Origin of the sequence: Amycolatopsis sp. WAC 04182 (assembly GCF_003947465.1) — a bacterium.
Taxonomy (GTDB): Bacteria; Actinomycetota; Actinomycetes; order Mycobacteriales; family Pseudonocardiaceae; genus Amycolatopsis.
The window spans coordinates 959711-981287 of the sequence record NZ_QHJJ01000001.1 but is presented as its reverse complement, the minus strand read 5'-3'; the positions used below and the strand labels follow the sequence as shown (position 1 = coordinate 981287).

General features: G+C 68.3%; 19 protein-coding genes. 11 read left to right on the top strand and 8 right to left on the bottom strand.

The genetic code is table 11. The features are described 5' to 3' along the window. Positions 1-35: 35 nt before the first annotated feature. The 4 genes from map to DMH01_RS04980 all read left to right on the top strand — a co-directional run bounded on the left by map (position 36) and on the right by DMH01_RS04980 (position 3442). On the top strand, positions 36-803 hold the full coding sequence (gene map, locus DMH01_RS04995; RefSeq protein WP_125673905.1) for a type I methionyl aminopeptidase: 768 nt from the start codon (positions 36-38) through the stop codon (positions 801-803). 9 nt (positions 804-812) lie between these two features. Beyond that, positions 813-1319: a GNAT family N-acetyltransferase gene (locus DMH01_RS04990; protein ID WP_125673904.1), complete on the top strand. Its 507-nt coding sequence runs from the start codon at positions 813-815 to the stop codon at positions 1317-1319. An 86-nt stretch (positions 1320-1405) separates the two neighbouring features. Next, positions 1406-2269, top strand: a complete 864-nt coding sequence (locus DMH01_RS04985; protein ID WP_125673903.1) for an SDR family oxidoreductase — start codon at positions 1406-1408, stop codon at positions 2267-2269. Positions 2270-2386: 117 nt separating this feature from the next. Further along, positions 2387-3442, top strand: coding sequence for an alpha/beta fold hydrolase (locus tag DMH01_RS04980; RefSeq protein ID WP_125673902.1), 1056 nt, complete (start codon positions 2387-2389; stop codon positions 3440-3442). On the opposite strand, the gene DMH01_RS04975 is transcribed toward DMH01_RS04980, so the two are convergent. The 5 genes from DMH01_RS04975 to DMH01_RS04955 all read right to left on the bottom strand — a co-directional run bounded on the left by DMH01_RS04975 (position 3406) and on the right by DMH01_RS04955 (position 9653). Continuing rightward, the gene (locus DMH01_RS04975; protein WP_125673901.1) at positions 3406-4413 is read right to left on the bottom strand and encodes an MASE1 domain-containing protein; all 1008 of its coding nucleotides are present in this window, start codon (positions 4411-4413) and stop codon (positions 3406-3408) included. The genes DMH01_RS04980 and DMH01_RS04975 overlap by 37 nt on opposite strands. Before the next feature lie 146 nt (positions 4414-4559). After that, positions 4560-5768 (bottom strand): acyl-CoA dehydrogenase family protein, encoded by a 1209-nt coding sequence (locus tag DMH01_RS04970; protein WP_125673900.1) that lies wholly within the window; start codon positions 5766-5768, stop codon positions 4560-4562. An 18-nt stretch (positions 5769-5786) separates the two neighbouring features. After that, entirely contained in the window at positions 5787-7082 is a 1296-nt protein-coding gene (locus DMH01_RS04965) for an acyl-CoA dehydrogenase family protein (protein WP_125674345.1), read from the bottom strand. Positions 7083-7192: 110 nt separating this feature from the next. Then, positions 7193-8416 (bottom strand): low temperature requirement protein A, encoded by a 1224-nt coding sequence (locus tag DMH01_RS04960; protein WP_125673899.1) that lies wholly within the window; start codon positions 8414-8416, stop codon positions 7193-7195. Positions 8417-8468: 52 nt separating this feature from the next. Beyond that, positions 8469-9653 (bottom strand): TetR/AcrR family transcriptional regulator, encoded by a 1185-nt coding sequence (locus tag DMH01_RS04955; protein ID WP_125673898.1) that lies wholly within the window; start codon positions 9651-9653, stop codon positions 8469-8471. Between the two features lie 146 nt (positions 9654-9799). On the opposite strand from DMH01_RS04955, the gene DMH01_RS04950 reads away from it, so the two are divergent. After that, positions 9800-11011, top strand: a complete 1212-nt coding sequence (locus DMH01_RS04950) for an acetyl-CoA C-acetyltransferase (RefSeq protein WP_125673897.1) — start codon at positions 9800-9802, stop codon at positions 11009-11011. Between the two features lie 10 nt (positions 11012-11021). Further along, a complete protein-coding gene (locus tag DMH01_RS04945; RefSeq protein ID WP_125673896.1) occupies positions 11022-13193 on the top strand; it encodes a 3-hydroxyacyl-CoA dehydrogenase NAD-binding domain-containing protein in 2172 nt (723 codons plus the stop codon). Positions 13194-13260: 67 nt separating this feature from the next. On the opposite strand, the gene DMH01_RS04940 is transcribed toward DMH01_RS04945, so the two are convergent. The 3 genes from DMH01_RS04940 to DMH01_RS04930 form a co-directional block, all read right to left on the bottom strand. Further along, positions 13261-15363, bottom strand: coding sequence for an MMPL family transporter (locus tag DMH01_RS04940; RefSeq protein WP_125673895.1), 2103 nt, complete (start codon positions 15361-15363; stop codon positions 13261-13263). 109 nt (positions 15364-15472) lie between these two features. Continuing rightward, on the bottom strand, positions 15473-16141 hold the full coding sequence (locus tag DMH01_RS04935) for a response regulator transcription factor (RefSeq protein WP_125673894.1): 669 nt from the start codon (positions 16139-16141) through the stop codon (positions 15473-15475). Beyond that, positions 16138-17214: a sensor histidine kinase gene (locus DMH01_RS04930; RefSeq protein ID WP_125673893.1), complete on the bottom strand. Its 1077-nt coding sequence runs from the start codon at positions 17212-17214 to the stop codon at positions 16138-16140. The genes DMH01_RS04935 and DMH01_RS04930 overlap by 4 nt, the downstream gene beginning before the upstream one ends. An 84-nt stretch (positions 17215-17298) precedes the next feature. On the opposite strand from DMH01_RS04930, the gene DMH01_RS04925 reads away from it, so the two are divergent. The 5 genes from DMH01_RS04925 (at position 17299) to DMH01_RS04905 (ending at position 21545) form a co-directional block, all read left to right on the top strand. Then, entirely contained in the window at positions 17299-17856 is a 558-nt protein-coding gene (locus tag DMH01_RS04925; RefSeq protein ID WP_125673892.1) for a transcriptional regulator, read from the top strand. Next, the gene (locus DMH01_RS04920) at positions 17849-18736 is read left to right on the top strand and encodes an SRPBCC family protein (protein WP_233621403.1); all 888 of its coding nucleotides are present in this window, start codon (positions 17849-17851) and stop codon (positions 18734-18736) included. The genes DMH01_RS04925 and DMH01_RS04920 overlap by 8 nt, the downstream gene beginning before the upstream one ends. Before the next feature lie 9 nt (positions 18737-18745). Further along, the gene (locus tag DMH01_RS04915; protein WP_125673890.1) at positions 18746-19498 is read left to right on the top strand and encodes an SDR family NAD(P)-dependent oxidoreductase; all 753 of its coding nucleotides are present in this window, start codon (positions 18746-18748) and stop codon (positions 19496-19498) included. Positions 19499-19571: 73 nt separating this feature from the next. Further along, entirely contained in the window at positions 19572-20060 is a 489-nt protein-coding gene (locus DMH01_RS04910; protein ID WP_233621402.1) for a DUF3761 domain-containing protein, read from the top strand. 57 nt (positions 20061-20117) lie between these two features. Further along, positions 20118-21545 (top strand): MFS transporter, encoded by a 1428-nt coding sequence (locus tag DMH01_RS04905; protein ID WP_125673889.1) that lies wholly within the window; start codon positions 20118-20120, stop codon positions 21543-21545. The last annotated feature ends 32 nt before the right edge of the window (positions 21546-21577 follow it).

Genomic DNA, 21577 nt, shown 5'->3' with positions numbered 1-21577 from the left:
ACCATGCCGATAACTATACCGGTATAGTTATCGGCATGGTCGAGCTGAAATCCGCCGCCGAGCTGGACGCCATGCGCGAGTCCGGCCGTGTCGTGGCGCGGACGTTGCAAGCGGTGAAAGAGGCGTCGGCGCTCGGCGTGAGCCTGAAAGAGCTGGACGAGATCGCCGCGCAGGTGATCAGGGACGCCGGCGCGAAACCGTCGTTCCTCCACTATCGGCCGCATGCCGCTCCGACGCCGTTTCCCGCCGTGATCTGCGCGAGCGTCAACGACGCCGTCGTCCACGGCATCCCGTCGGACTACCGGCTGCGGGACGGTGACCTGGTCAGCATCGATGCCGGCGCCTGCATCGACGGCTGGCACGGCGACGCGGCGATCAGTTACGTCGTCGGTGACGCCGATCCCGCCGACCTCGAACTCATCGCGACCACCGAAAGCGCGCTGGCCGCGGGGATCGCCGCCGCGCTGGCGGGAAACAAGATGGGCGACATCTCCCACGCCGTCGGCACCGTCGGGCGCGAAGCGGGCTACGGCCTCCTCGCGCACCACGGCGGTCACGGAATCGGCCGCAGCATGCACGAAGATCCGCATCTGCCGAACGAGGGCAAGCCGGGTCGCGGCATGCGGCTCAAGCCGGGGCTGGTGCTGGCGATCGAGCCGATGTTCCTCGCCGGCGGCCGCGACGGCTACTGGATCGAGGACGACGGCTGGACGGTGCGCACCGTGCGTGGCGCCAGGGCCGCCCACGTCGAGCACACCGTCGCGATCACCACAGAAGGTCCGCGTGTCCTCACGATGTTGTAGAACGGAAGAATGAGCGATTTCATCATCCGCCAGGGTGGTTCTGGGGACTTCCAAACCTTGCTGGACATGTTCGACGAGGTCGTCGCGTGGCTGGCCTCGCGCGGCAGTGAAGGACAGTGGGGGAGCGAGCCGTGGTCCACGATCCCGAAACGGGTCGAGCGGGTCCGCGGGATGGCCGACGGGCCCGGGCTGTACATCGCCGAGATCGACGGCCAGGCGGCCGGGGCGATCATCCTCGGTGACCGTTTCCCGCATGTCTCGCCGGTCGACGAACCGGAGATCTACATCGGCTTGCTGCTGACCTCGCGCCGGTTCACCGGTCACCGCGTCGGCTCGCGGCTCATCGAGTTCGCGCTGGCCGAGGCGCGGGAACGCGGCATCGGCCTGGTGCGCGTCGATTGCTGGGCGGGCGGCGACGGCGACCTGCAGCGGTACTACGAGAGTCAGGGCTTCAAGCCGACGGAACGGTTCGACGTCAAGGGCTGGATCGGGCAGGTGTTCGAGCAGCGCCCGTAGGACTGGCGTCTCAGCGGCTTCCGGTGCACCATAGTTGACACATCGCCAACAGTGCCCCGGACAGTGCAGTCGCAGAGGAGACCGGCATGGCCAAGCGTGAACGTTCCCTGGCGGGCAAGGTCGTCGTGATCACCGGAGCGGCGCAGGGCATCGGGGCCAGTACCGCGACGGCGCTGTCCCGGCTCGGCGCCAAGGTGGTCATCGGCGACCTGGACCAGGTCCTCGCCGAGAAGACCGCCGCCGAACTGGGCGCGGAGGCGCTGCCGCTCGACGTCACCGACACGAAGGGCTTCACCGAGTTCCTCGACGAGGTCGAGCGGCGCGTCGGCCCGATCGACGTGCTGATCAACAACGCGGGCATCATGCCGCTCGCGCCGCTCGACGAAGAGGACGACGCGGCGACCCGCAGGTTGCTCGAGATCAACCTGCACGCCGTCATCCACGGCACCAGGGAAGCCGTGAAGCGGATGCGCCCGCGTGGCACCGGCCACATCGTCAACATCGCCTCGATGGCGGGAAAGGCCGGATTCCCCGGCGCCGCCACCTACTGCGCCACGAAACACGCCGTCGTCGGCCTGTCGGAATCGGTCCATCTGGAATTGCACGGGACGGGCGTGCTGGTGTCCTGTGTGATGCCCGCGGTGGTGCGCACGGAACTGGCCAGCGGGCTCGGCGAGGCGAAGTTCTTCAAGTCGGTTCAGCCGGAAGATGTGGCGCAGGCCATTGTCGATGCGTTACGCCGTCCCAAGTTCGACGTCTTCGTGCCCGCGTCGCTGGACGCCATGGGCAGGATCACACGGCTGCTTCCGCGCCGCCTCGGCGAAGGTCTGCTCCGCGCCCTCGGCGGCGACAAAATTCTGTCCTCCGCAACGCATTCCAGTGCTCGCGCGGAGTACGAATCGCGGGCCGCGCGGAGTGCTCCGGCGACGGAAAAGGGCACCGATTCTTAACTCTTCCGGCCTAGCAACTGTCCGAAATGGACGGCCTGTGGCGACCGGGGTGTTGAGTAGTGCGCTCCCAAGCGGCAAGATTACGTCTTACCGCGTTGATTCCCCAGGAGGCACACCATGGCCACACCCCCGGCACGGCTCGCCGCCGCCGCGTCGAACGTCGTCGGGAAGGTGCTGCACGGTGGTGTCGCCGATCTTCGCCCGGTGCCGCGCGTCCTGATCGACCAGGGCCCGAATCGTTCGCTGTACCGCCTGACGACCGGCAAGAGCCCCCAGCCGGGCCCGCCGGTGCTGCTGGTGCCGCCGCTGGCCGCGCCCGCGCTGTGCTTCGACCTGCGCCGCGGGTGCAGCCTCGCCGAGCACCTGGTCGAGGGCGGCCGCAACACGTACCTGGTCGACTACGGGAACGTCGCCTTCTCCGACCGGCGCCTCGGCATCGAGCACTGGATCGAGGAAGTGCTCCCGCGCGCGATCCGCAAGGTCAGCGAGGATTCCGGCGGCCAGGGCGTGCACGTCGTCGCCTGGTGCCTCGGCGGGATCTTCTCGTTGCTGACCACCGCCGACCAGCCCGATCTGCCGATCGAGTCGATCGCGACCATCGCGTCGCCGTTCGACTTCACCGCGATCCCGCTGATCGCCCCGTTCCGCCCGCTGGTGGACCTCACCGGCGGCCACCTGCTGACCCCGTTCTACCGGGCGCTCGGTGGCGCACCGTCCTATTTGGTCAGCCGGGTGTTCCGGGCCACCGGGATCAGCAAGGAGATCACCAAACCACTGGCGATCCTGAAGAATCTCGACGACCGCGACTACCTGGCGCAGATCGAGGCCGTCGACCATTTCATGGACAACATGATCGCCTACCCCGGGCGGACGTTCGGCCAGATCTACCACCGGTTCTTCCGCGCCAACGACCTCGCCGAGGGGACGGTCGACCTCAACGGCCGCATCATCGCGCTGTCCGGGATCAAGGTGCCGACGCTGGTCATCGCCGGACAGAACGACACGATCGCCCCGCGCGCGGCCGTCGAACGGCTCACCGAGCTGCTGGAGAACTCGCCGTCGGTGACCTTCGAGACCGCGCCAGGCGGCCACCTCGGCGTCCTCACCGGCCGGAAGGCGCGCGGGACCACGTGGCGTTACCTCGACCGTTTCCTGGACGAGAACGCTGCCTGAGCCTCGGCGTCCTCGCGCTGGGTCATGGCGCTGCGCAAGGACTGGCGTGCCGAGATCAGGTCCACCATTTCGGTGATCTGACGCCAGGCGTCGGCGATCTCGGCGGTCGCGCGATCACGTTGCAGGACGATCGTGGACAACACGAGCGCGGTGAGACCGACGGTAGCGTCGTAGGCCTGGACATGCAGCATCCGGGCCGCCAGCTCGTAGGAACCGTACGAGCCCAGCCCGTGGATCGCGCCGAAGATCGTGAAGGTGCAGACGCACAGGGAACACAGCAGCGCCCCGGCTTGCCGGAAGCGCAGCGCCGCCCAGACGAGCACGGGGAAGACCAGGAACAGCTTCGACGTCGTCGTGGACGCGATGATCGACGTGCCGAGACCGAAGAGCGCGAGCGCCACCGCCTCGCCCCAGCGGCGGAGAGAAACCTGCTTGGGCAGGCGGAACCTCGGCGCCAGAAGCAACAGGGGCGTGATCGTCAAAACGCCCATCGCGTCGCCGGTCCACCACACCAGTGCGGTCGCCCAGAAGTCGCCGGGACCCAGTGCGCCATCGAGGATCAGCACGCCGGTGCCCAGTGCCGCGCTGACGGCCGTGCCCCCGATCGCCCCGGCCACCACCAGCAGGACGGCGTCGGGAAGCCGGTCGAGACCGGTGCGGAAACCCAGCCGCCGCATCACCGCGTACGCCAGCATCGGCCCGATCGTGTTGCCCGCGGAGATCACCAAGACCGTGCCGAGGGACGGGCCGAGGGCGATGTTCGTCAGGAGGGCGCCGAGGAAGATCCCCGGCCAGTACCGCGGTCCCAGCAGCATCGGCACCGCCAGCGCGACACCGGCGGCGGGCCACAGCGGCGAGATCTGGTCCCGCACGATCGCCCACTGGATGCCGATCTGAGCCGCCGCGAAGTAGCAGACGGTGACGCCGAGGACGATGAGACACCAGCGGGCGGCAGGGGTGAGCGGTCTCATCGCGACTCCGGCCTTCGCTGGCTGGGAAACTACGAGAGTACCTCTGCCCGGGCAGCACGAAGGTGTTGTCGAAATGGTGGAAATAAACGGGCTCGTGAGTGGCAAGGACGGTTCTAACCGTCCTCACCGCTCACGAGCCCCACGCCTTACTTGAGTTCGGCGCTCGTCTTGCCCAGGATCCGGCGCGCCACGATCAGCTGCTGGATCTGTTGCGTGCCTTCGAAGATGTCCAGGATCTTCGCGTCCCGGCTCCACTTCTCCAGCAGCGATTCCTCGGTGTAGCCCAAGGTTCCGGCCAGCTCGACGCATTTCAGCGTGATCTCGACGACCGACCGGCCCGCCTTCGCCTTGGCCATCGAGGCCTGCAGCGAGTTCGGCTTGCGGTTGTCGGCCATCCACGCCGATTCCATCGTCAGCAGGTACGCCGATTCGTAGTCCGCCTCCAGCTGCAGGAACGTCGCGGCCGCGGCGTGCTGGCTGTGGACGGGCTTGTCGTAGTCGATGACCACGCCGGCGTCGGTGAGGATCTTCCGGGTCTCTTCCAGCGCCGCGCGGGCGACACCGATGGCCATGGCGGCGACCAGCGGGCGAGTGTTGTCGAAGGTCTGCATGACCCCGGCGAAACCCTTGGCGGTGTCGATCTCCGGCGTGCCGAGGAGGTTCTCCTTGGGGACGCGGACGTTTTCGAACCGCAGCACGGCGGTGTCGGAGGCGCGGATGCCGAGCTTGTGCTCGACGCGCACCACCTCGAAGCCGGGCGTGCCCTTCTCGACGACGAACGATTTGATCGCCGCGCGGCCCTTCGTCTTGTCCAGGGTGGCCCAGACGACGACGGCGTCGGCGCGCTCGCCGGCGGTCACGAAGATCTTCTCGCCGTTGATCACGTACTCGTCGCCGTCGAGCCGCGCGGTCGCGGTGATCGCGGCGGAGTCCGAGCCGCAGTCCGGTTCGGTGATCGCCATGGCGGCCCACAGCCCGGAGAACTTCTTGAGCTGTTCGTCGGTGGCGACCGAGCCGATGGCGGCGTTGCCGAGCCCCTGACGCGGCATGGACAGCAGCAGACCGACGTCGCCCCAGCACATCTCGATCGTGCCGAGCACGATGTTGAGGTTGGAACCGTTGCGGTTGCCCGGTTTCTCGTTCTTCTCGGACCGGCGGACGCCCGCCGCGCCCGCGCCGCCCTCGCCGGACGAGTTCAGCCCGTCCAGCAACGCGGCGAACATGTCGAGTTCGGCCGGATAGGTGTGTTCGGCGCGGTCGTACTTGCGCGAGATCGGCCGGAACACCTCGGCCGCGGCCTGGTACGCCTGGTTGATCAGGGTGCCGGCCTTCTTCGGAACCTCAAGGTTGATCATGATTGCCTTTCGAAAGTCCTAGAGAAGGACGGCGCCTTCCATCACGCCGATCGCACGGAGGTCTCGGTACCAGCGTTCGACGGGGTGTTCCTTGACGAACCCGTGCCCGCCGAGCAGCTGGACCCCGGCGCTGCCGATCTGCATTCCCTTGTCGGTGGCCAGTTTCCGGGCCAGCGCGACCTCGCGGGCGTACGGCTTGCCCTGTTCGGCGCGGGAAGCGGCGCGGAGCGTGACCAGTCGCAGTCCTTCCAGCTCGATGGCGATGTCGGCCACCGAGAACGCGACGGCCTGCCGGTGGCTCACCGGTTCGCCGAACGCCTTGCGCTCGTTGACATACGGCACCACGTAGTCGAGGACGGCCTTCGCGGTTCCGGCGGCCAGCGCGGCCCAGCCGAGGCGCGAGAGCCGGACGACCTCGGTGAAGACTTCGGCCTTGCCGCCGCCGAGCAGCGCCCCGGCCGGAAGGGCGACCTTCTCCAGGTGCAGCTTCCCGGTCGCCGCGCCGCGCAGGCCCATCGCCGGTTCGGACTCGATGGTGACACCGGAGTTCGACGACTCGACGAGGAACAGCGCCGGGCCGCGTCCTTCGAGGTCGGCCGACACGATGAACAGCTCGGCGTCCGCGGCCCGCGGGACCAGCGACTTCACGCCGTCGAGCTGATAGCCCTTCGGGGTGCGGCGGGCCTTGGTCGCGGGCTTGAACGGGTCGAACAGCGCGGTGCGCTCCTGCAACGCGAGCGCCGCGGCCGGGACGTTCTCGCCGACGAACGCGGGCAGGTAGTCCGCCTGCTGCTGCTCGTCGCCGTAGGACACCAGCGCGGTGCTGACCGCGGACGGCGCGAGCACCGCGACCGCGAGTCCCAGGTCGCCGTGCGCGAGGGCCTCGGCGACCAGCGCGTTCGTGACGACCGACCGTTCGGTGCCGACCCCGCCCAGCTCCTCGGGGATGCCGACGAGCGTGATGCCGAGTTCGGCGGCACGGCTCAACAGGCCCTCGGGCGCATGGAGTTTCGCGTCGGCGTCGGACGCGGCGGGCCGAAGCTGCTCGGCCGCGAACTCCGTCACGGTCTCGACGATGAGCTGCTGGTCCTCACTCGGGGTGAGGTCGAACAGCCCGGTGTCCTCGGCAGGCGCGAGCCGCGCGGGCTTGCCGAGCTTCTGGGCGGATTTGAAGGTCCGTCCCGCCGCGCCCGCGACCCGGAAGCCGTTGCGCGTCCCGGCACTGACCAGGTTCTGCACGGGCTTCCGAAGTCCGGCCCGTTCAATGACCTTGCTCCCGGCCAGCCGGGTGAGCGCGGACAGGCCAAGGCCCATCGCGTCTCGTTTCCTAGGCGCACCCACGGTGAGTCTCCCTGCCTCGCTTACCTACTCGTGAGTAGGTTAACTCGCCTTGGGCTGATGCGCCACCACGGGGGAGGCGAACGTCACGCCGGTGAGTGATCCGGGAGGCCGGGCAGGCCAGGATTACTCACGATCTTGCGCCTCTCGACGACCACGAGGCCTACCGCCGCCAGCGCGACGATGCCGACGAGCACGATCGCCGGCACCAGCTCCAGCAGCGGAGTCGCGGCCAGCAGGACCACCGCGAGCACCAGCCGCCGCACGTTCCACGAGCCGAGGTTCCGGCGCCGCAGCCCGCTCAACGCGATGAGGTACAGCGCGAGCCCGCCGGTGAGCGCCCAGATCGGGGTCCCATGGAGGCCGTCGGAGAGGCTGTGGTGCTCGGTGTCGGACACGTACAGCAGCGACTTCTTCAGCCCCAGCGCCACGAGCACGATCCCGGCGATGAGCGGGAGGTGCAGGAACGTGTACGTGTCCGTCCCGATCTGCACCCGCTCGACGCCCTCGGCGCGTTTCAGGTTGTGTTCGGAAACGTGCGCGACGGCGGCGAAGTACATCCACCACATCGCCGAAGCGAGGGTGAGCCCGAAGACGGCGGCCAGCGTGATCGGCCAGGACATCGGGTACGAGCTGATCCCGATGCCGATCGCCACGATCGACTCGCCGAGCGCGATGATCACGATCAGCCCGAACCGCTCGGCGAAGTGGCCGGGCTGGTGCAGCCGCCAGTCCGAGGAGCGGGTCCGGAAGACGTTGGCGTAGTCGGCCAGCAGCGCGACCGCCCAGATGCCGAGCTGTACCCAGCCCGAGAAGAAGGCCGCGGCGGTCAGCAGTGCGACGCTCGGCAGCAGGCCGACGAACATCTTCAGGACTGTCTTGCGCAGCTCGGGGTCGGTCCGCGCGGCGCCGAAGTACGCGGTCAGATGCAGCAGCCGGACGAGGAAGTAGCAGCCGACGAACATCAGCGGCGCGTACAGGCCGCCGGGCAGGTCGGTGAACGCCTCCGGGATGGTCAGCGAGACCAGGAACATCGTCCCCATCGCGGCGAACATCGCCAGCTGGGCGATGCCGCGGTCGACATGGAGGGTGTTGGCCAGCCAGGCGTAGGCACACCAGCACCACCACAGCACGGCGATCATCGCGACGCCCTGCCCGATGCCGAGCGGGGTGAGGTGATCGGCCATCAGCTGCGTGGTCTGGGTGATGGCGTAGACGAAGACCAGGTCGAAGAAGAGCTCCAGCGTGGTGACCTTGTGGTCTTCTTCCCGGGTCACCAGATGCAGGCCGCGTTTCGTGGGCACGCGCATATCGTGCCCTTCACTCCTTTGCGGGACACGCGAGTTTGCCCAAAGCTCGCTTTCAGACCCCGAGGACGGCGTGCATCAACGTCGTCAGCTCCGCCTCGATGTTCGGCCGGCCGTTGACGCGCCGGGTGCGCGCGAGGTCGTTCGCGATGGTCAGCGCCGCGTGCACGGTGATCTTCACTTCGCGCAGGCTCAGTTCCGGGCGGACTTCCGACACCAGCGCGATCCAGCGCGCGACGTAGTCCCGCTGGACCCGGATCAGGTCCGCCTTGTCGCGTTCCGGCAGCTCCATGGGGCTGCCGGAGAACGACACCAGCAGTTCGGGGGTGTGCAGCAGGGTGTGCACATAGGACGCCGCCAGCCTGCGCAGCGCGTCGCGTTCGTCGCCGGTCCGCAACGCGCGTTCCGCGGCGAGCGCCAGCCGGTCGGCCGCCCGATGTCCGATCGCCACCATCAGCGCGGCCTTGCTGGGGAAGTGCCGGTACACACTGGGCCCGGCGATCCCGGCGGCCGCGCCGATCTCCTCCATGCTCACCGAACGGAAGCCGCGTTGCCCGAACAGCTCGGTCGCGGCGGCGAGGATCTGCTCGCGGCGGGACGGCTCGCCGAGCGCCATCGAGGGCGTCTCCTCCGCCGGCTCCGCGGGCTCGGGCAGTGTGACATGCAGCACCGACTCCGCCAGCTGCACCAGGATCTGCGCGAAGCGTTTCTTCGCCACGGACGTGTGATGCACGGAGACGCTGCCGAACACGCTCAGGCCCGCCCAGCACAGCAGCTCGGCGTCGTCGGCGGTCAGTTCGGGCCGCAACGCGAGCAGCGCCTTCGACCACGCTTCGAGCACCGCGCCGGACCGTCGGCGGATCTCCCGCCGTTCCTCCCGGGGCAGATGCCTGCCCTCCCAGCGCCACAGCGCGGCGACCTCACGCCGCTCCACGGCCTGCGCGGCGAGGGTGCCCAACAGGGCGTTGACCTGGGCGGGAACGGGAAGGTCGACGTCAGCGAGGGTCTCGGTGGTCGCGGTCTCCATGTCGTCGATGCCGGACAGAACGACGTAGGAGAGCACCGCCTGCTTGTCCGAGAAATGCCGGTACAGCGCGGGCCCGGTGATGCCCGCCGCGGCGGCGATGTCGTTGATGCCGACGCCGTGGAACCCGCGGGCGCGAAACAGCTCCGCGGCGAGGCCTGCCAGCTGGGCCTTGCGGTCGCGCGGTCGGGCTGAGCGCTCGGTCGGGTGATCCATAGGTGAACACACGATAGCGCCGGTTGCGTGCATCGCAACCCATTGACACCATGGGGTTATCGCGGTTTATGTTAATCGGCATTAGCATGGCTACTGGCCGGTACGTTTCATCCTGATACAGCGCCGTACGCGGAGGAGTTTTTTCTGTGAGTAGCGAGGCCTACATCTACGAGGCGATCCGTACGCCTCGCGGCAAGAACAAGGGCGGTGCCCTCCACGGCACCAAGCCGGTCGATCTCGTGGTCGGCCTCATCGAGGAACTGAAGGTCCGGCACCCGAACCTCGACCCCGCCGTGATCGACGACATCGTCCTCGGCGTGGTGTCCCCGGTCGGCGAGCAGGGCGCCGTGATCGCGCGCACCGCCGCGCTGAACGCGGGGCTTCCCGAGACCGTCGCCGGCGTGCAGCTGAACCGCTTCTGCGCCTCCGGCCTCGAAGCCACCAACACCGCCGCGCAGAAGGTGCGCTCCGGCTGGGACCAGCTGATCATCGCCGGCGGTGTCGAGTCGATGTCGCGCGTGCCGATGGGCTCCGACGGCGGCGCGCTGTTCATGGACCCGGCCACCGCGTACGACAACTACATCGTCCCGCAGGGCACCGGCGCCGACCTGATCGCGACCATCGAGGGCTTCTCCCGCGAGGACGTCGACGCGTGGGCGGTGCGCTCGCAGGAAAGGGCCGAAGCGGCCTGGTCCGGCGGCTACTTCGCGAAGTCCGTCGTCCCGGTGAAGGACATCAACGGCGTCACGATCCTCGACCACGACGAGCACCGCCGTCCCGGCAGCACCGTCGAGGGCCTCGGCAAGCTCAAGCCCGCCTTCGCCGGCATCGGTGAGCTGGGCGGCTTCGACGCCGTCGCGCTCCAGAAGTACCACTCGGTCGAGAAGATCAACCACGTCCACACCGGCGGCAACTCGTCCGGCATCGTCGACGGCGCCGCGGTGGTGCTGGTCGGCAACGAGCAGATCGGCAAGGACTTCGGCCTGACCCCGCGCGCCCGTATCGTGGCGACCGCGACCGTCGGCTCCGAGCCCACGATCATGCTCACCGGCCCGACCCCGGCCACCGAGAAGGTCCTCAAGATCGCCGGTCTCACCCCGGACGACATCGACCTGTGGGAGCTGAACGAGGCCTTCGCCTCGGTCGTCCTCAAGTGGATCAAGGACCTGCACCTCGACGAGGAGAAGGTCAACGTCAACGGCGGCGCCATCGCGATGGGGCACCCGCTGGGCGCCACCGGCGCGATGCTGGTCGGCACCGTCGTCGACGAGCTGGAGCGTCGTCAGGCGCGCCGCGCCCTGGTCACCCTGTGCATCGGCGGCGGCATGGGCGTCGCGACCATCATCGAGCGGGTCTGAGGAAGAGACAATGACTGAAGCGAAGACCATCCGCTGGGAGCAGGACGCCGACGGCATCGTCGTGCTCACCCTGGACGACCCGAAGCAGTCCGCCAACACGATGAACGCCGACTTCCGCGAGTCGCTCGGCGTGGTCGTGGACCGCCTGGAGGCGGAGAAGGACAGCATCACCGGTGTCGTCCTCACCTCGGCCAAGAAGACCTTCTTCGCCGGTGGCGACCTCAACGACCTGATCCAGGCCAAGCCGGAGCACGCGGCCGAGATCACCGCGAGCAGCGCCCAGATGAAGGGCCAGATGCGCCGGCTCGAGCAGCTGGGCAAGCCGGTCGTGGCCGCCATCAACGGCGCCGCGCTCGGCGGCGGCCTCGAACTCGCGCTCGCGACGCACCACCGCATCGCGGCCGACGTCAAGGGCAGCCAGATCGGCCTCCCCGAGGTCACCCTCGGCCTGCTCCCCGGCGGCGGTGGCGTGGTCCGCACCGTGCGCCTGCTGGGTATCCAGAGCGCGCTGCTGAACGTGCTGCTGCAGGGCCAGCGGCACCGCCCGGCCAAGGCGAAGGAGCTCGGCCTCGTGCACGAGCTCGTCGGCACCGTCGAGGAGCTGGTCCCGGCCGCGAAGGCGTGGATCAAGGCCAACCCCGAGGGCGGCGTGCAGCCGTGGGACGTCAAGGGCTACAAGATCCCGGGCGGCACCCCGTCGAACCCGAGCTTCGCGGCGAACCTGCCCGCGTTCCCGGCGAACCTGCGCAAGCAGATCAAGGGCGCGAACATGCCCGCCCCGCGGGCGATCCTGGCCGCGGCCATCGAGGGTTCGCAGGTCGACTTCGACACCGCGATCACCGTCGAGACCCGCTACTTCGTCAGCCTCGCCACCGGCCAGGTCTCGAAGAACATGACGAAGGCGTTCTTCTTCGACCTGCAGAGCATCAACTCCGGCGGTTCGCGGCCGGAAGGGTTCGAGAAGTACACCGCCAAGAAGGTCGGCGTGATCGGCGCGGGCATGATGGGCGCCGCGATCGCGTACGTCTCGGCGAAGGCCGGGATCGACGTCGTGCTCAAGGACGTCACCCTCGAAGGCGCCGAAAAGGGCAAGGGCTACGCGGTCAAGCTGGAGGAGAAAGCACTCTCCCGCGGCAAGACCACGCAGGAGAAGTCCGACGCGCTGCTCGCCAAGATCAAGCCGACCGACAAGGCGGAGGACTTCGCCGGCGTCGACTTCGTGATCGAGGCCGTCTTCGAGAGCGTCGAGCTGAAGCACAAGGTGTTCCAGGAGATCGAGGGCTTCGTCAACCCGGACGCCGTGCTCGGCTCCAACACCTCGACCCTGCCCATCACCGCGCTCGCCGAGGGTGTCCAGCGGACCGAGGACTTCATCGGGATCCACTTCTTCTCTCCGGTGGACAAGATGCCGCTGGTCGAGATCATCTGCGGTGAGAAGACCTCGCCCGCCACGCTGGCGAAGGTCTTCGACTACACGCTGCAGATCAAGAAGACCCCGATCGTCGTCAACGACAGCCGCGGCTTCTTCACCTCGCGCGTCATCGGCACGTTCCTCAACGAGGCCGTCGCCGCGCTGGGCGAGGGTGTCGAGCCGGCGTCGATCGAGCAGGCCGGCGCGCAGGCCGGGTACCCGGCCCCGCCGCTGCAGCTGATGGACGAGCTGACCCTGACGCTGCCACGCAAGATCCGCAAGGAGACCCGCGAAGCGATCGAGGCCGCAGGCGGCACCTGGAACGCGCACGCGTCCGAGGGCGTCATCGACCGGATGGTGGAGGAATTCGACCGCAAGGGCCGTTCCACCGGTTCGGGTTTCTACGACTACGACGAAGACGGCAAGCGGGCCGGTCTCTGGCCGGGCCTGCGCGACGCGTTCAAGTCGGGCAGCGCCGAGGTTCCCTTCGAGGACCTCAAGGAGCGCATGCTGTTCGCCGAGGCGCTCGAGACCGTGAAGTGCTTCGACGAGGGCGTGCTCACCACCGTCGCCGACGCCAACATCGGCTCGATCTTCGGCATCGGTTTCCCGGCGTGGACCGGTGGTGTCATCCAGTACATCAACCAGTACGAGGGTGGCCTGCAGGGCTTCGTCGACCGGGCTCGCGAGCTGGCGGAGCGCTACGGCGACCACTTCACCCCGCCCGCGTCGCTGGTCGAGAAGGCCGCGAAGGGCGAGATCTACGAATAAGTGCGTGACATGAAAGGCCCCTTCATTGCGAAATTCGCAATGAAGGGGCCTTTCATTGCATCCGGGGTCAGCGGGACGACGGCTCCAGCGCCACGTGCGGCAACCGCCGGTCCAGCCACCGCGGCAGCCACCAGGCGCGTTCCCCGAGCAACCGCATCACCGCGGGCACCACGAGACAGCGGATCACGAACGCGTCCACCAGCACCGCGACCGCCAGCCCGAGACCGAACTGCGCCAGCATCCGGTCGGGGTTGAGCAGGAACGCGCCGAACACGAGGATCATGATCACCGCCGCGGCCGTGATCACCCCGCCGGTTGAAGCGAGTCCTTCGCGGACCGCGTGGCGCGCATCGCCGGTGCGCCGCCATTCCTCGTGCATCCGGGACACCAGGAACACCTCGTAGTCCATGGAAAGCCCGAACACGATCGCGAAGATCAGCACCGGCACGAAAGCTTCGATCGGTCCCGGCTGCGCTCCGAACAGACCGTCGCCGAACACCGCCGTCATCACGCCGAGCGCGGCGCCGATGCTCAGCAGGTTCAGCAAGGCCGCCTTGAGCGGGATCAGGATCGAGCGGAACACGACCATCAGCAGCAACGCCGACAGCCCGACGACCACCAGCACGAACAGCGGCAACCGATCACCCACCGCGTCCGCGAAATCCACCGCCGCCGCGACACTCCCGCCGACCAAATACTTGCCAGGCAGTCCCGGCAGCACCTCCGTCCGCAACCGTTCCACCAGTTCGGCGGTCGCCTCGTCCTGCGGCGAGGACGTGGGGAAGGCGAGCACCGTCGTGACGCCCTGTCCCATCGGCGGTGTCACCTCCGCGATCCCTGGCGTGACTTCGAGTTTCCGTTGCAGCGCGGCACCATCGCCGTTCTCGGTGACCACGATCAACGGCTCGCTGAACCCGGGGCCGAAACCCTCCGCCATCAGGTCGTAGGCCTGCCGGGTGGTCGACGTCTCCGGATCCGTGCCCGCGTCGGCGAACCCGAGGCGCATGCCGAGCGCGGGCAAGGAGAGCCCGACGAGGACGAGCAGACCGATCGCGAGCGGCACCATCGGCCGTCGCTGGACCGCGTCCCCGAGCTTGCCCCAGGTCTTGCCGTGTTCCCGGTTCTCGGCGTGTTTGCGAATGCCCTTTTCCAAGCGGCGGCCGAAAAGGGAGAGCAGCGCGGGCAGCAGGGTGATCGACGCGAGCATCGTCACGAGCACGGTCAATGCCACCGCGAGGGCGACCCCGCGCAGCGAACCGAGGCCGAGGGCGAGCAGACCGAGCAGCGCGATGATCACCGTGCCGCCCGCGAACAGCACCGATCGGCCCGCGGTGTCCAGCGCCCGCCGCGCCGCCTGTTCGCGGTCGAGACCGGCCAGGATTTCGCCGCGATAGCGGGAAAAGATGAGCAGCGCGTAGTCCACGCCGACACCGAACCCGACCAGCATCATCAGCGGTGCCGTGTAGCTCGCGATGTCGACGAACCTGCTGACGAGCACGATCACGCCCAGCGTGCTGCCGACGGCGAAGATCGCCGTGATCACCGGGAGCCCGGCGGCGAGGATCGAGCGGAACAGGAAGACCAGGACCACGAGCGCGGCCAGCAACCCGACGCCCTCCGACGGGCCGCCGCTTTCACTTGTCCGTTTGATCGGCTCGCCGCCGAGTTCGACCTGGAGCCCGGCCGCCTCCGTCTTCTTCGCGGTGTCGACGACGCGCACGATGTCGTCGTACGGAAGATCTTGCGACTCGAGGTCGAAAGCGATCGCCGCGTAGCCGATCGTGCCCTCACGGGAGACGGCCGACGGGGTGTCGAAGGGACTCGTCACCGATTTCACATGTGGCTGGCCACGGACCTCGGCGAGCATCCCGTCGATCGGTCCGCGTGCGGTCGCGAGTCCGCTCTCGCTCTTGAAGACGATTTCCGCCGTCGCACCGGCCTGTGTGGGGGACTGTGCCTTGAACAGGTCCATGATCTGCTGGGATTCGGTGCCCGGCAAGGAATGGTCGTCGTGGTAGGCGCTGCCCGCCAGCTGCGAGCCCAGCGTGACACCGACGAGAGTGAGCAGCCAGAGCGAAACGGCGAGCCAGCGGTGACGCTGAGACCAGCCTGCCAGCTTCGAGAGCGCGCCCCCAGGCGGCTGCCGCCGGGAAAGAGTGATGGTGTCCATGGCGGAAAGCATCGGCTTTCCCGCCCCGCATATCGTCGGGCTCCGGCGGGCACTCCGGCCGCAACTTCTGGGGACCCCTAAGGCTCCTCCCGTACTACCGGGGTTGTGGTCACGGGGTCAACCAGCGAGGGGTGACCATGCCCGATTCGTAGGCGAGCACGACGAGTTGCGCGCGATCACGGACGTCCACCTTGGTCATGATCCGGCTGACGTGCGTCTTCGCCGTCGCCGGGCTGAGCACGAGTTCCTTCGCGATCTCGTCGTTGGACAGGCCGGCCGCGACCAGGCTCATCACCTCGCGTTCCCGTTCGGTGAGCCGGTTCAGGGTGGGCGAAGGGGCGGGCCGGTCCACCCGGCAGGCGAATTCGGAGATCAGGCGCCGGGTGATCGACGGCGCGAGCAGCGCGTCACCCCTGGCGACCACGCGGACGCCGTGGATCAATTCCTCCGGCTCGGTGTCCTTGACCAGGAATCCGCTGGCGCCGGCGCGCAAGGCACCGTAGACGTCCTCGTCCAGGTCGAAGGTGGTGAGGATGACGACCTTGATGCCGGTCAGCGCGGGGTCTTCGAGCAGGTGCCGGGTCGCGGTGAGCCCGTCCATCCCGGGCATCCTGATGTCCATCAGGACGACGTCGGGCCGGTGGTCGTGCGCGGCTTGGAGGGATTCGCGGCCGTCTGCCGCTTCGGCGACCACGGTGATGTCGTCTTCACTGTCCAATATGGACTTGAATCCGGCGCGCACCAGCCGCTGGTCGTCGACGAGCAGGACCCGGATCATTTCTTCACCCGCAGGGGAAGCCGGGCGCGCACCCGGAAGCCGCCGTCTTCGCGCGCGGCCGCGGTGAGTTCGCCGCCGAGGGCCTCGGCCCGTTCGGTCATGCCGCGGATCCCGTTGCCGGGTTTCGCCGTGCCGCCCCGGCCGTCGTCGTCGATCTGCACGGACACATCATGGGGCGTGTAGCCGATCCGCACCACGACGGTGTTCGCGGCGGCGTGGCGCGCGACGTTGGTCAGCGCCTCCTGGACGACGCGGAAGGCCGCGTGTTCGACGTCGGCCGGCAGTTCCGTGGCCGTGCCGTCGATCTCGGTCCGGACGGTCAGCCCGTGCGCGCCCGCCGATTCGGCCAGTTCGGCGACCCTGGCCAGGCTCGGAGTGTCCGCCTGCCGCAACATGCCCAGTGTGGCGCGGAGTTCGCGCAAGGCCTCCTTGCTGGTCTGTTTGATCGTGGTCAGTGCCTCTTCGGATTTCGCCGGATCCTTGCCGTGCAGGGCCGCGCCCGCCTGGACGTTGATGAGCGCCAGGTTGTGGCCGAGGACGTCGTGCAGTTCGCGCGCGATCCGGAGCCGCTCGTCCGTGGCCCTTCGCCGTGCCTCGGATTCCTTGGTGCGCTCGGCTTCGCGGCGGTAGTACGTCACCGCGCCGACCGCGACCAGCGCGATGAACCAGCCCGCCATCAGCAGGAACGCGAAGTCGTCCACCTGTCGTGCGGTGCCGGCCTGTGCCTCGCCGATCGCGACGCCGCCCATCGAGGCCGCCGCGACGACCGCCGCGCTGCGGATCCGCCCGGTCGAGGCGTTGTTGTACAGGGCGAAGGCGAACGCGAGCAGCACGAATCCGTCGGGGTCGGTCTGCGGATAGTAGATCGCGCAACAGGCCGCGGTGAAGATCGTGACGGGGAGCGGATACCGGCGGCGCAGGAACAAAGCGGCACAGGCGAGTGCCACGCAGGCCCAGCCGACGACCGCGTTGCGCGGTGTTTCCGCGCCGTCCCCGAGCGAGGCCACGACGGAACCCGCGATCACCGCCGCGGTGACCGCGATCTCCGCCGAGTACCGCCGAAGGAACGCCACACGACGAGAGTAGCGCGATCCGGCCCGATTGACAAAATGGATTTTTACGTTCAAACTGATTTTTGTGATCAAGGGTGTGGCGCTGTGAGAGACGTGGAGTACCTGGAGCGGTTGGACCAGGCGGAGGCGTTGCTGAAACCGCAGCGGGTGGACGTTCTGCGGCAGCTGGCGGAGCCGCGGTCCTGCACCGAGGTGGCGGCGGTGCTGGATCAGACACCCCAGCGGGTCTATTACCACGTGAAGCGACTGGTGGAAGCCGGTCTCGTGAAGCAGGTGTCGGAGCGGAAGGTGCGCGCCGTCAGTGAGGGTGTGTACCAGGCGACCGCCCGTTCGTACTGGTTGTCGCCGGGACTGGTGGGACGGCTCGGCCCGCGGGCGGCGCGGGACGAGCTGAGCCTTGGCTACCTGGTGGACCTCATGGAGGAGGTCCAGGCGGACGTCGCCGCGCTCGACAGGGCCGCTCCGGAACTGCCGTCGATCGGTGTCTCCGGCGAGATCCGGGTGGAGCCGGAGCGGCGTCAGGAGTTCCTCGACGAGCTGAAGACGACTTTGCAGGATCTGTTCACCCGCTACGGCGGAGCGGAAGGCGACGCCTTCAAGCTCGCCGTGGCCTGTTACCCGAAGGGAGATGCCCGTGACTGAACCGACGAGGTTCCAGGTGCGCCTGCGCGCGCCGATCGACGAGGTCTGGCACGCGCTGACCGATCCCGGGGCACTGCGCGAGTGGCTTTCCGAATACGCGGAGGTCGACCTGCCGTCCCGGTACGAGTTCTGGGGCCGTTACACGCCGGAAGGCGATCGTCCGCGCCAACGGCTGCTGCTGGCCGAGAACAAGGTCCTGCGGTTCGCCTGGCCCCTCGGCGAGGTGGAGACCGTCGTCGAGATCGCGCTGGCCGAAGACGGGGACGAGACGTCCTTGTCGTTCAGTCAGAGCGGTCTGCCGGACTACGCCGCGATGCTCGCCGACCCGGATTCGTCGCTCGGCGTGATGCACACGTTCTGGGCGCTTTCGGTCGCGAACCTCGCCGATCACGTCGAAGGACGGCCGCTCACCGCGCGCTGCGACCTCACTTCCCCGCTGATGAGCGAAGAAGTGCGGATCGGCGCGCCCCGAGGGGAGGTCTACTCCTCGATAGCCGACCCAGAGGTGTTCACTCGCTGGTTCGGTGCCCGGATCGAGGCGGAGACCCATGTCGGTGGCCGCTGGGCGATGGGGTCGCTGGAAACGGACCCGGACGCGGCGAAGATCGTCGACCTGGAGCCAGGGTCCAAGATGTCGCTCGCGTATCAGGACGGCGTCGTCGCCACCTGGGAACTCGAGGATTCCGATGGCGGTACGAGGCTCACGTTCGTCCAAAGTGGATTCTCGGACGAGAATCCGCCGTACGGCATGTGGATGGGCTGGCTCAGCGGTCTGTCGGAACTGCGCAGGTTCCACGAGCTCGGCTCGTGGCGCCCGTTGTGGGTCGACGTCCACCTGGAGGGAACACCCGAAGGGCTCATCACCTTGGATGGCAAATAGGAGGAATCGATGTTGCTCGAAGGCAGGAACGCGATCGTCTACGGGGCCGCGGGCGGGATCGGAAGCGCGGTGTCCCACGGATTCGCCAGGGAGGGCGCGACCGTCCACCTCACCGGCCGCACCTTGAAGAAACTCGACGCGCTGGCCGACGAAATCCGGGCAGCGGGCGGAAAAGCCGAAACAGCTGAAGTCGACGCTCTCGATGAAGCCGCCATCGACGAGCATGCCGCTTCGGTGGCTTCCTCGGCGGGCAGCGTCGACATCTCGATGAACGTGATCACGCACAACGACGTCCAGGGCACTCCGCTGGTCGAGATGTCGTTGGAGGACCTCGAAAGCCCGGTCCGGACGGCGGTGCGGACGAACTTCCTCACCGCGCGGGCCGCCGCCCGGCACATGATCGGGCAGGGGTCCGGGGTGATCCTCATGTTCGGTGGCGACGGTGATCCGCTGCCGGGCTACCACCTCGGCGGGCTGCAGGTCGCGTTCAGCGCGATGGAGGCGTTGCGGCGCGGGCTGGCGTGCGAACTCGGGCCGCAGGGTATCCGTGTCGTGACCCTGCGCACCGGCGGGATCCCGGAGACGATTCCGGAGGGCGCCGGCCTCGACGACGCCATCCGTGACATGGTCGACGCGACGATGCTCAAGCGGACGGCATCACTCGAAGACGTCGCCCGGGTGGCCGCCTTCGCCGCCTCGGACCACGCCCGCAGCATGACGGCGACGGCGTTGAACATCAGTTGCGGCTCAATGGTCGACTAGGCCCTGTCCGGTAAGTAACACCGGCGGACGATCTCCCGACTACGCGGCACTACCAGGTGCTGGGGAGGTCGTTATGTCGAAGAGGACGACGAAGCTGGGCATGGCACTGGCGATCGGGCTTCTGGTCGCCGGAGGCTGCGGTGTGGAGACCGCGCCCACCGGGCGGGTCACGCCGCAGAGCGGTCCGGTGTCGACAGCGCCGGCTACGCCGACAGTCCCGACGGCGCTGACGACAACGTCGACGCCGACCAGCAGTCGGACACCCTCGGCACCTCAGCAGTTCGTGCCGACGACCACGGCCGCGGTCGAGGTGCCGAAACAGGTCGAGCCCAAACCGGCGAAAACACCTCCGAAGACCACGCAGGCGGCGAAGGCGCCGAACCTGGCGGAGTGCGGAAGCGACCACTACCGCAACGCCGACGGTGTCTGTGTCCACCGGCCGTCGGCCGGACCCGGCGCGGCCGACGGAGCGACCGCCCTCTGCAAGGACGGTTCCTATAGCTACAGCCAGAATCGCCGCGGTACCTGTTCCGGCCATGGCGGGGTTCGCGCCTGGCTGTGATCCCGTCGGTGAACCGTTCACTGAGAAGGGTGGTGCTGTGTAAGGTCGGATCATGGGATGCGCAGGGTGAAACCGGTCGGACGGGCACCTTCGCCCCGGATCTTCGTCGTCGTGCTCGCCACCTGCGGTCTGGTGGCCTCGTTCATGCAGACGCTCGTCGTCCCGCTCATCCCCGCGTTTCCCCGGCTGCTCAACTCGACTCCGTCGGACGCGTCGTGGGTGGTCACGGCGACCCTGATCGCCGGTGCCGTGGTGATGCCGGTGAGCGGCAGGCTCGGCGACCTCTACGGCAAACGCCGGTTGCTGCTGATCAGCCTGGGCTTCCTGGTCGCCGGTTCGGTGGTGTCCGCGCTGACCAGTTCGCTCGCGCTGATGGTCCTCGGGCGAGGACTGCAAGGCTGCGCGATGGGCGCGATCCCGCTGGGCATCAGCATCATGCGGGACGAACTCCCGCCGGAACGGGTCGGCGCCGCGATCTCGGTGATGAGTTCGACGCTCGGCGTCGGCGGCGCCATCGGGCTCCCGGTGTCGGCGCTGGTCGCGCAGAACGCCGACTGGCACGTCCTGTTCTGGGCGTCGGCGGGGCTCGGGCTCGTCTGTGGCCTGCTGATCCTGTTCGTGGTGCCGGAGTCGCCGGTGAAGACACCGGCACCGTTCGACTACCTCGGCGCGCTGGGGCTGACGGCCGGACTGATCTGCCTGCTGTTGCCGATCGTCAAGGGCGGCGAATGGGGCTGGGGCAGCGGCCGCACCCTCGTCTTCGCGGGGAGCGCGGTGGTGATCCTGCTGATTTGGGGCGCCTACCAGCTGCGGCGGCGTGATCCGCTCGTGGACCTGCGGGTCTCCGCGCGGCGGCCGGTGCTGTTCACCAACCTCGCGTCGATCATGATCGGGTTCGCGCTGTACTCGATGGCGTTGTCGTTCCCGCAGTTGCTGCAGGCGCCCGCGTCGACCGGTTACGGTCTCGGCCTGACCATGGTGCAGGCGGGGCTCTGCCTCGCGCCGAACGGCCTGGTCATGTTCATGCTGTCGCCGGTTTCGGCCCGGCTCATCGAACGCTACGGACCGCGTACGACACTGATGGTCGGCGCCACCACCATCGCGGCCGGATACGCCTTCGCGACCGTGTTGATGGACAACGCCTTCGAGCTGATCACGGCGTCGATCATCATCGGCGGTGGTGTGGGCATCGCTTACGCGGCCATGCCGGCGCTGATCATGGGCTCGGTCCCGGTCACCGAGACCGCGTCCGCGAACGGGTTGAACTCGCTGATGCGCTCCGTCGGCACGTCGACGTCCAGCGCGGTGATGGCGACCATGCTCGCGTCGCTGGCGATCACCGTCGGCGGGGTTTCCGTCCCGTCCGCGACGGGGTTCCGGCTGAGCTTCGTGGTCGCCGCCGGTGCGGCGCTCCTAGGGCTCGTCTTGACCGTTTTCGTCCCGAAGCAACGCCAGCCCGAAGTTCTGGCCGCCTCGGTCCGCTAGCGCCCTGCGTGCGATGAAGACTCGTCGCACGC

What these genes read in the sequence shown, in the direction of transcription:
- DMH01_RS04990 (WP_125673904.1), top strand. Translation starts at nt 813, where the DNA reads ATGAGCGATTTCATCATCCGCCAGGGTGGTTCTGGGGACTTCCAAACC.
- map (WP_125673905.1), top strand. Translation starts at nt 36, where the DNA reads ATGGTCGAGCTGAAATCCGCCGCCGAGCTGGACGCCATGCGCGAGTCC.
- DMH01_RS04935 (WP_125673894.1), bottom strand. Translation starts at nt 16,141, where the DNA reads ATGATCCGGGTCCTGCTCGTCGACGACCAGCGGCTGGTGCGCGCCGGA.
- DMH01_RS04980 (WP_125673902.1), top strand. Translation starts at nt 2,387, where the DNA reads ATGGCCACACCCCCGGCACGGCTCGCCGCCGCCGCGTCGAACGTCGTC.
- DMH01_RS04955 (WP_125673898.1), bottom strand. Translation starts at nt 9,653, where the DNA reads ATGGATCACCCGACCGAGCGCTCAGCCCGACCGCGCGACCGCAAGGCC.
- DMH01_RS04910 (WP_233621402.1), top strand. Translation starts at nt 19,572, where the DNA reads ATGTCGAAGAGGACGACGAAGCTGGGCATGGCACTGGCGATCGGGCTT.
- DMH01_RS04905 (WP_125673889.1), top strand. Translation starts at nt 20,118, where the DNA reads ATGCGCAGGGTGAAACCGGTCGGACGGGCACCTTCGCCCCGGATCTTC.
- DMH01_RS04965 (WP_125674345.1), bottom strand. Translation starts at nt 7,082, where the DNA reads ATGGGCCTTGGCCTGTCCGCGCTCACCCGGCTGGCCGGGAGCAAGGTC.
- DMH01_RS04985 (WP_125673903.1), top strand. Translation starts at nt 1,406, where the DNA reads ATGGCCAAGCGTGAACGTTCCCTGGCGGGCAAGGTCGTCGTGATCACC.
- DMH01_RS04915 (WP_125673890.1), top strand. Translation starts at nt 18,746, where the DNA reads ATGTTGCTCGAAGGCAGGAACGCGATCGTCTACGGGGCCGCGGGCGGG.
- DMH01_RS04970 (WP_125673900.1), bottom strand. Translation starts at nt 5,768, where the DNA reads ATGATCAACCTTGAGGTTCCGAAGAAGGCCGGCACCCTGATCAACCAG.
- DMH01_RS04940 (WP_125673895.1), bottom strand. Translation starts at nt 15,363, where the DNA reads ATGGACACCATCACTCTTTCCCGGCGGCAGCCGCCTGGGGGCGCGCTC.
- DMH01_RS04960 (WP_125673899.1), bottom strand. Translation starts at nt 8,416, where the DNA reads ATGCGCGTGCCCACGAAACGCGGCCTGCATCTGGTGACCCGGGAAGAA.
- DMH01_RS04975 (WP_125673901.1), bottom strand. Translation starts at nt 4,413, where the DNA reads ATGAGACCGCTCACCCCTGCCGCCCGCTGGTGTCTCATCGTCCTCGGC.
- DMH01_RS04945 (WP_125673896.1), top strand. Translation starts at nt 11,022, where the DNA reads ATGACTGAAGCGAAGACCATCCGCTGGGAGCAGGACGCCGACGGCATC.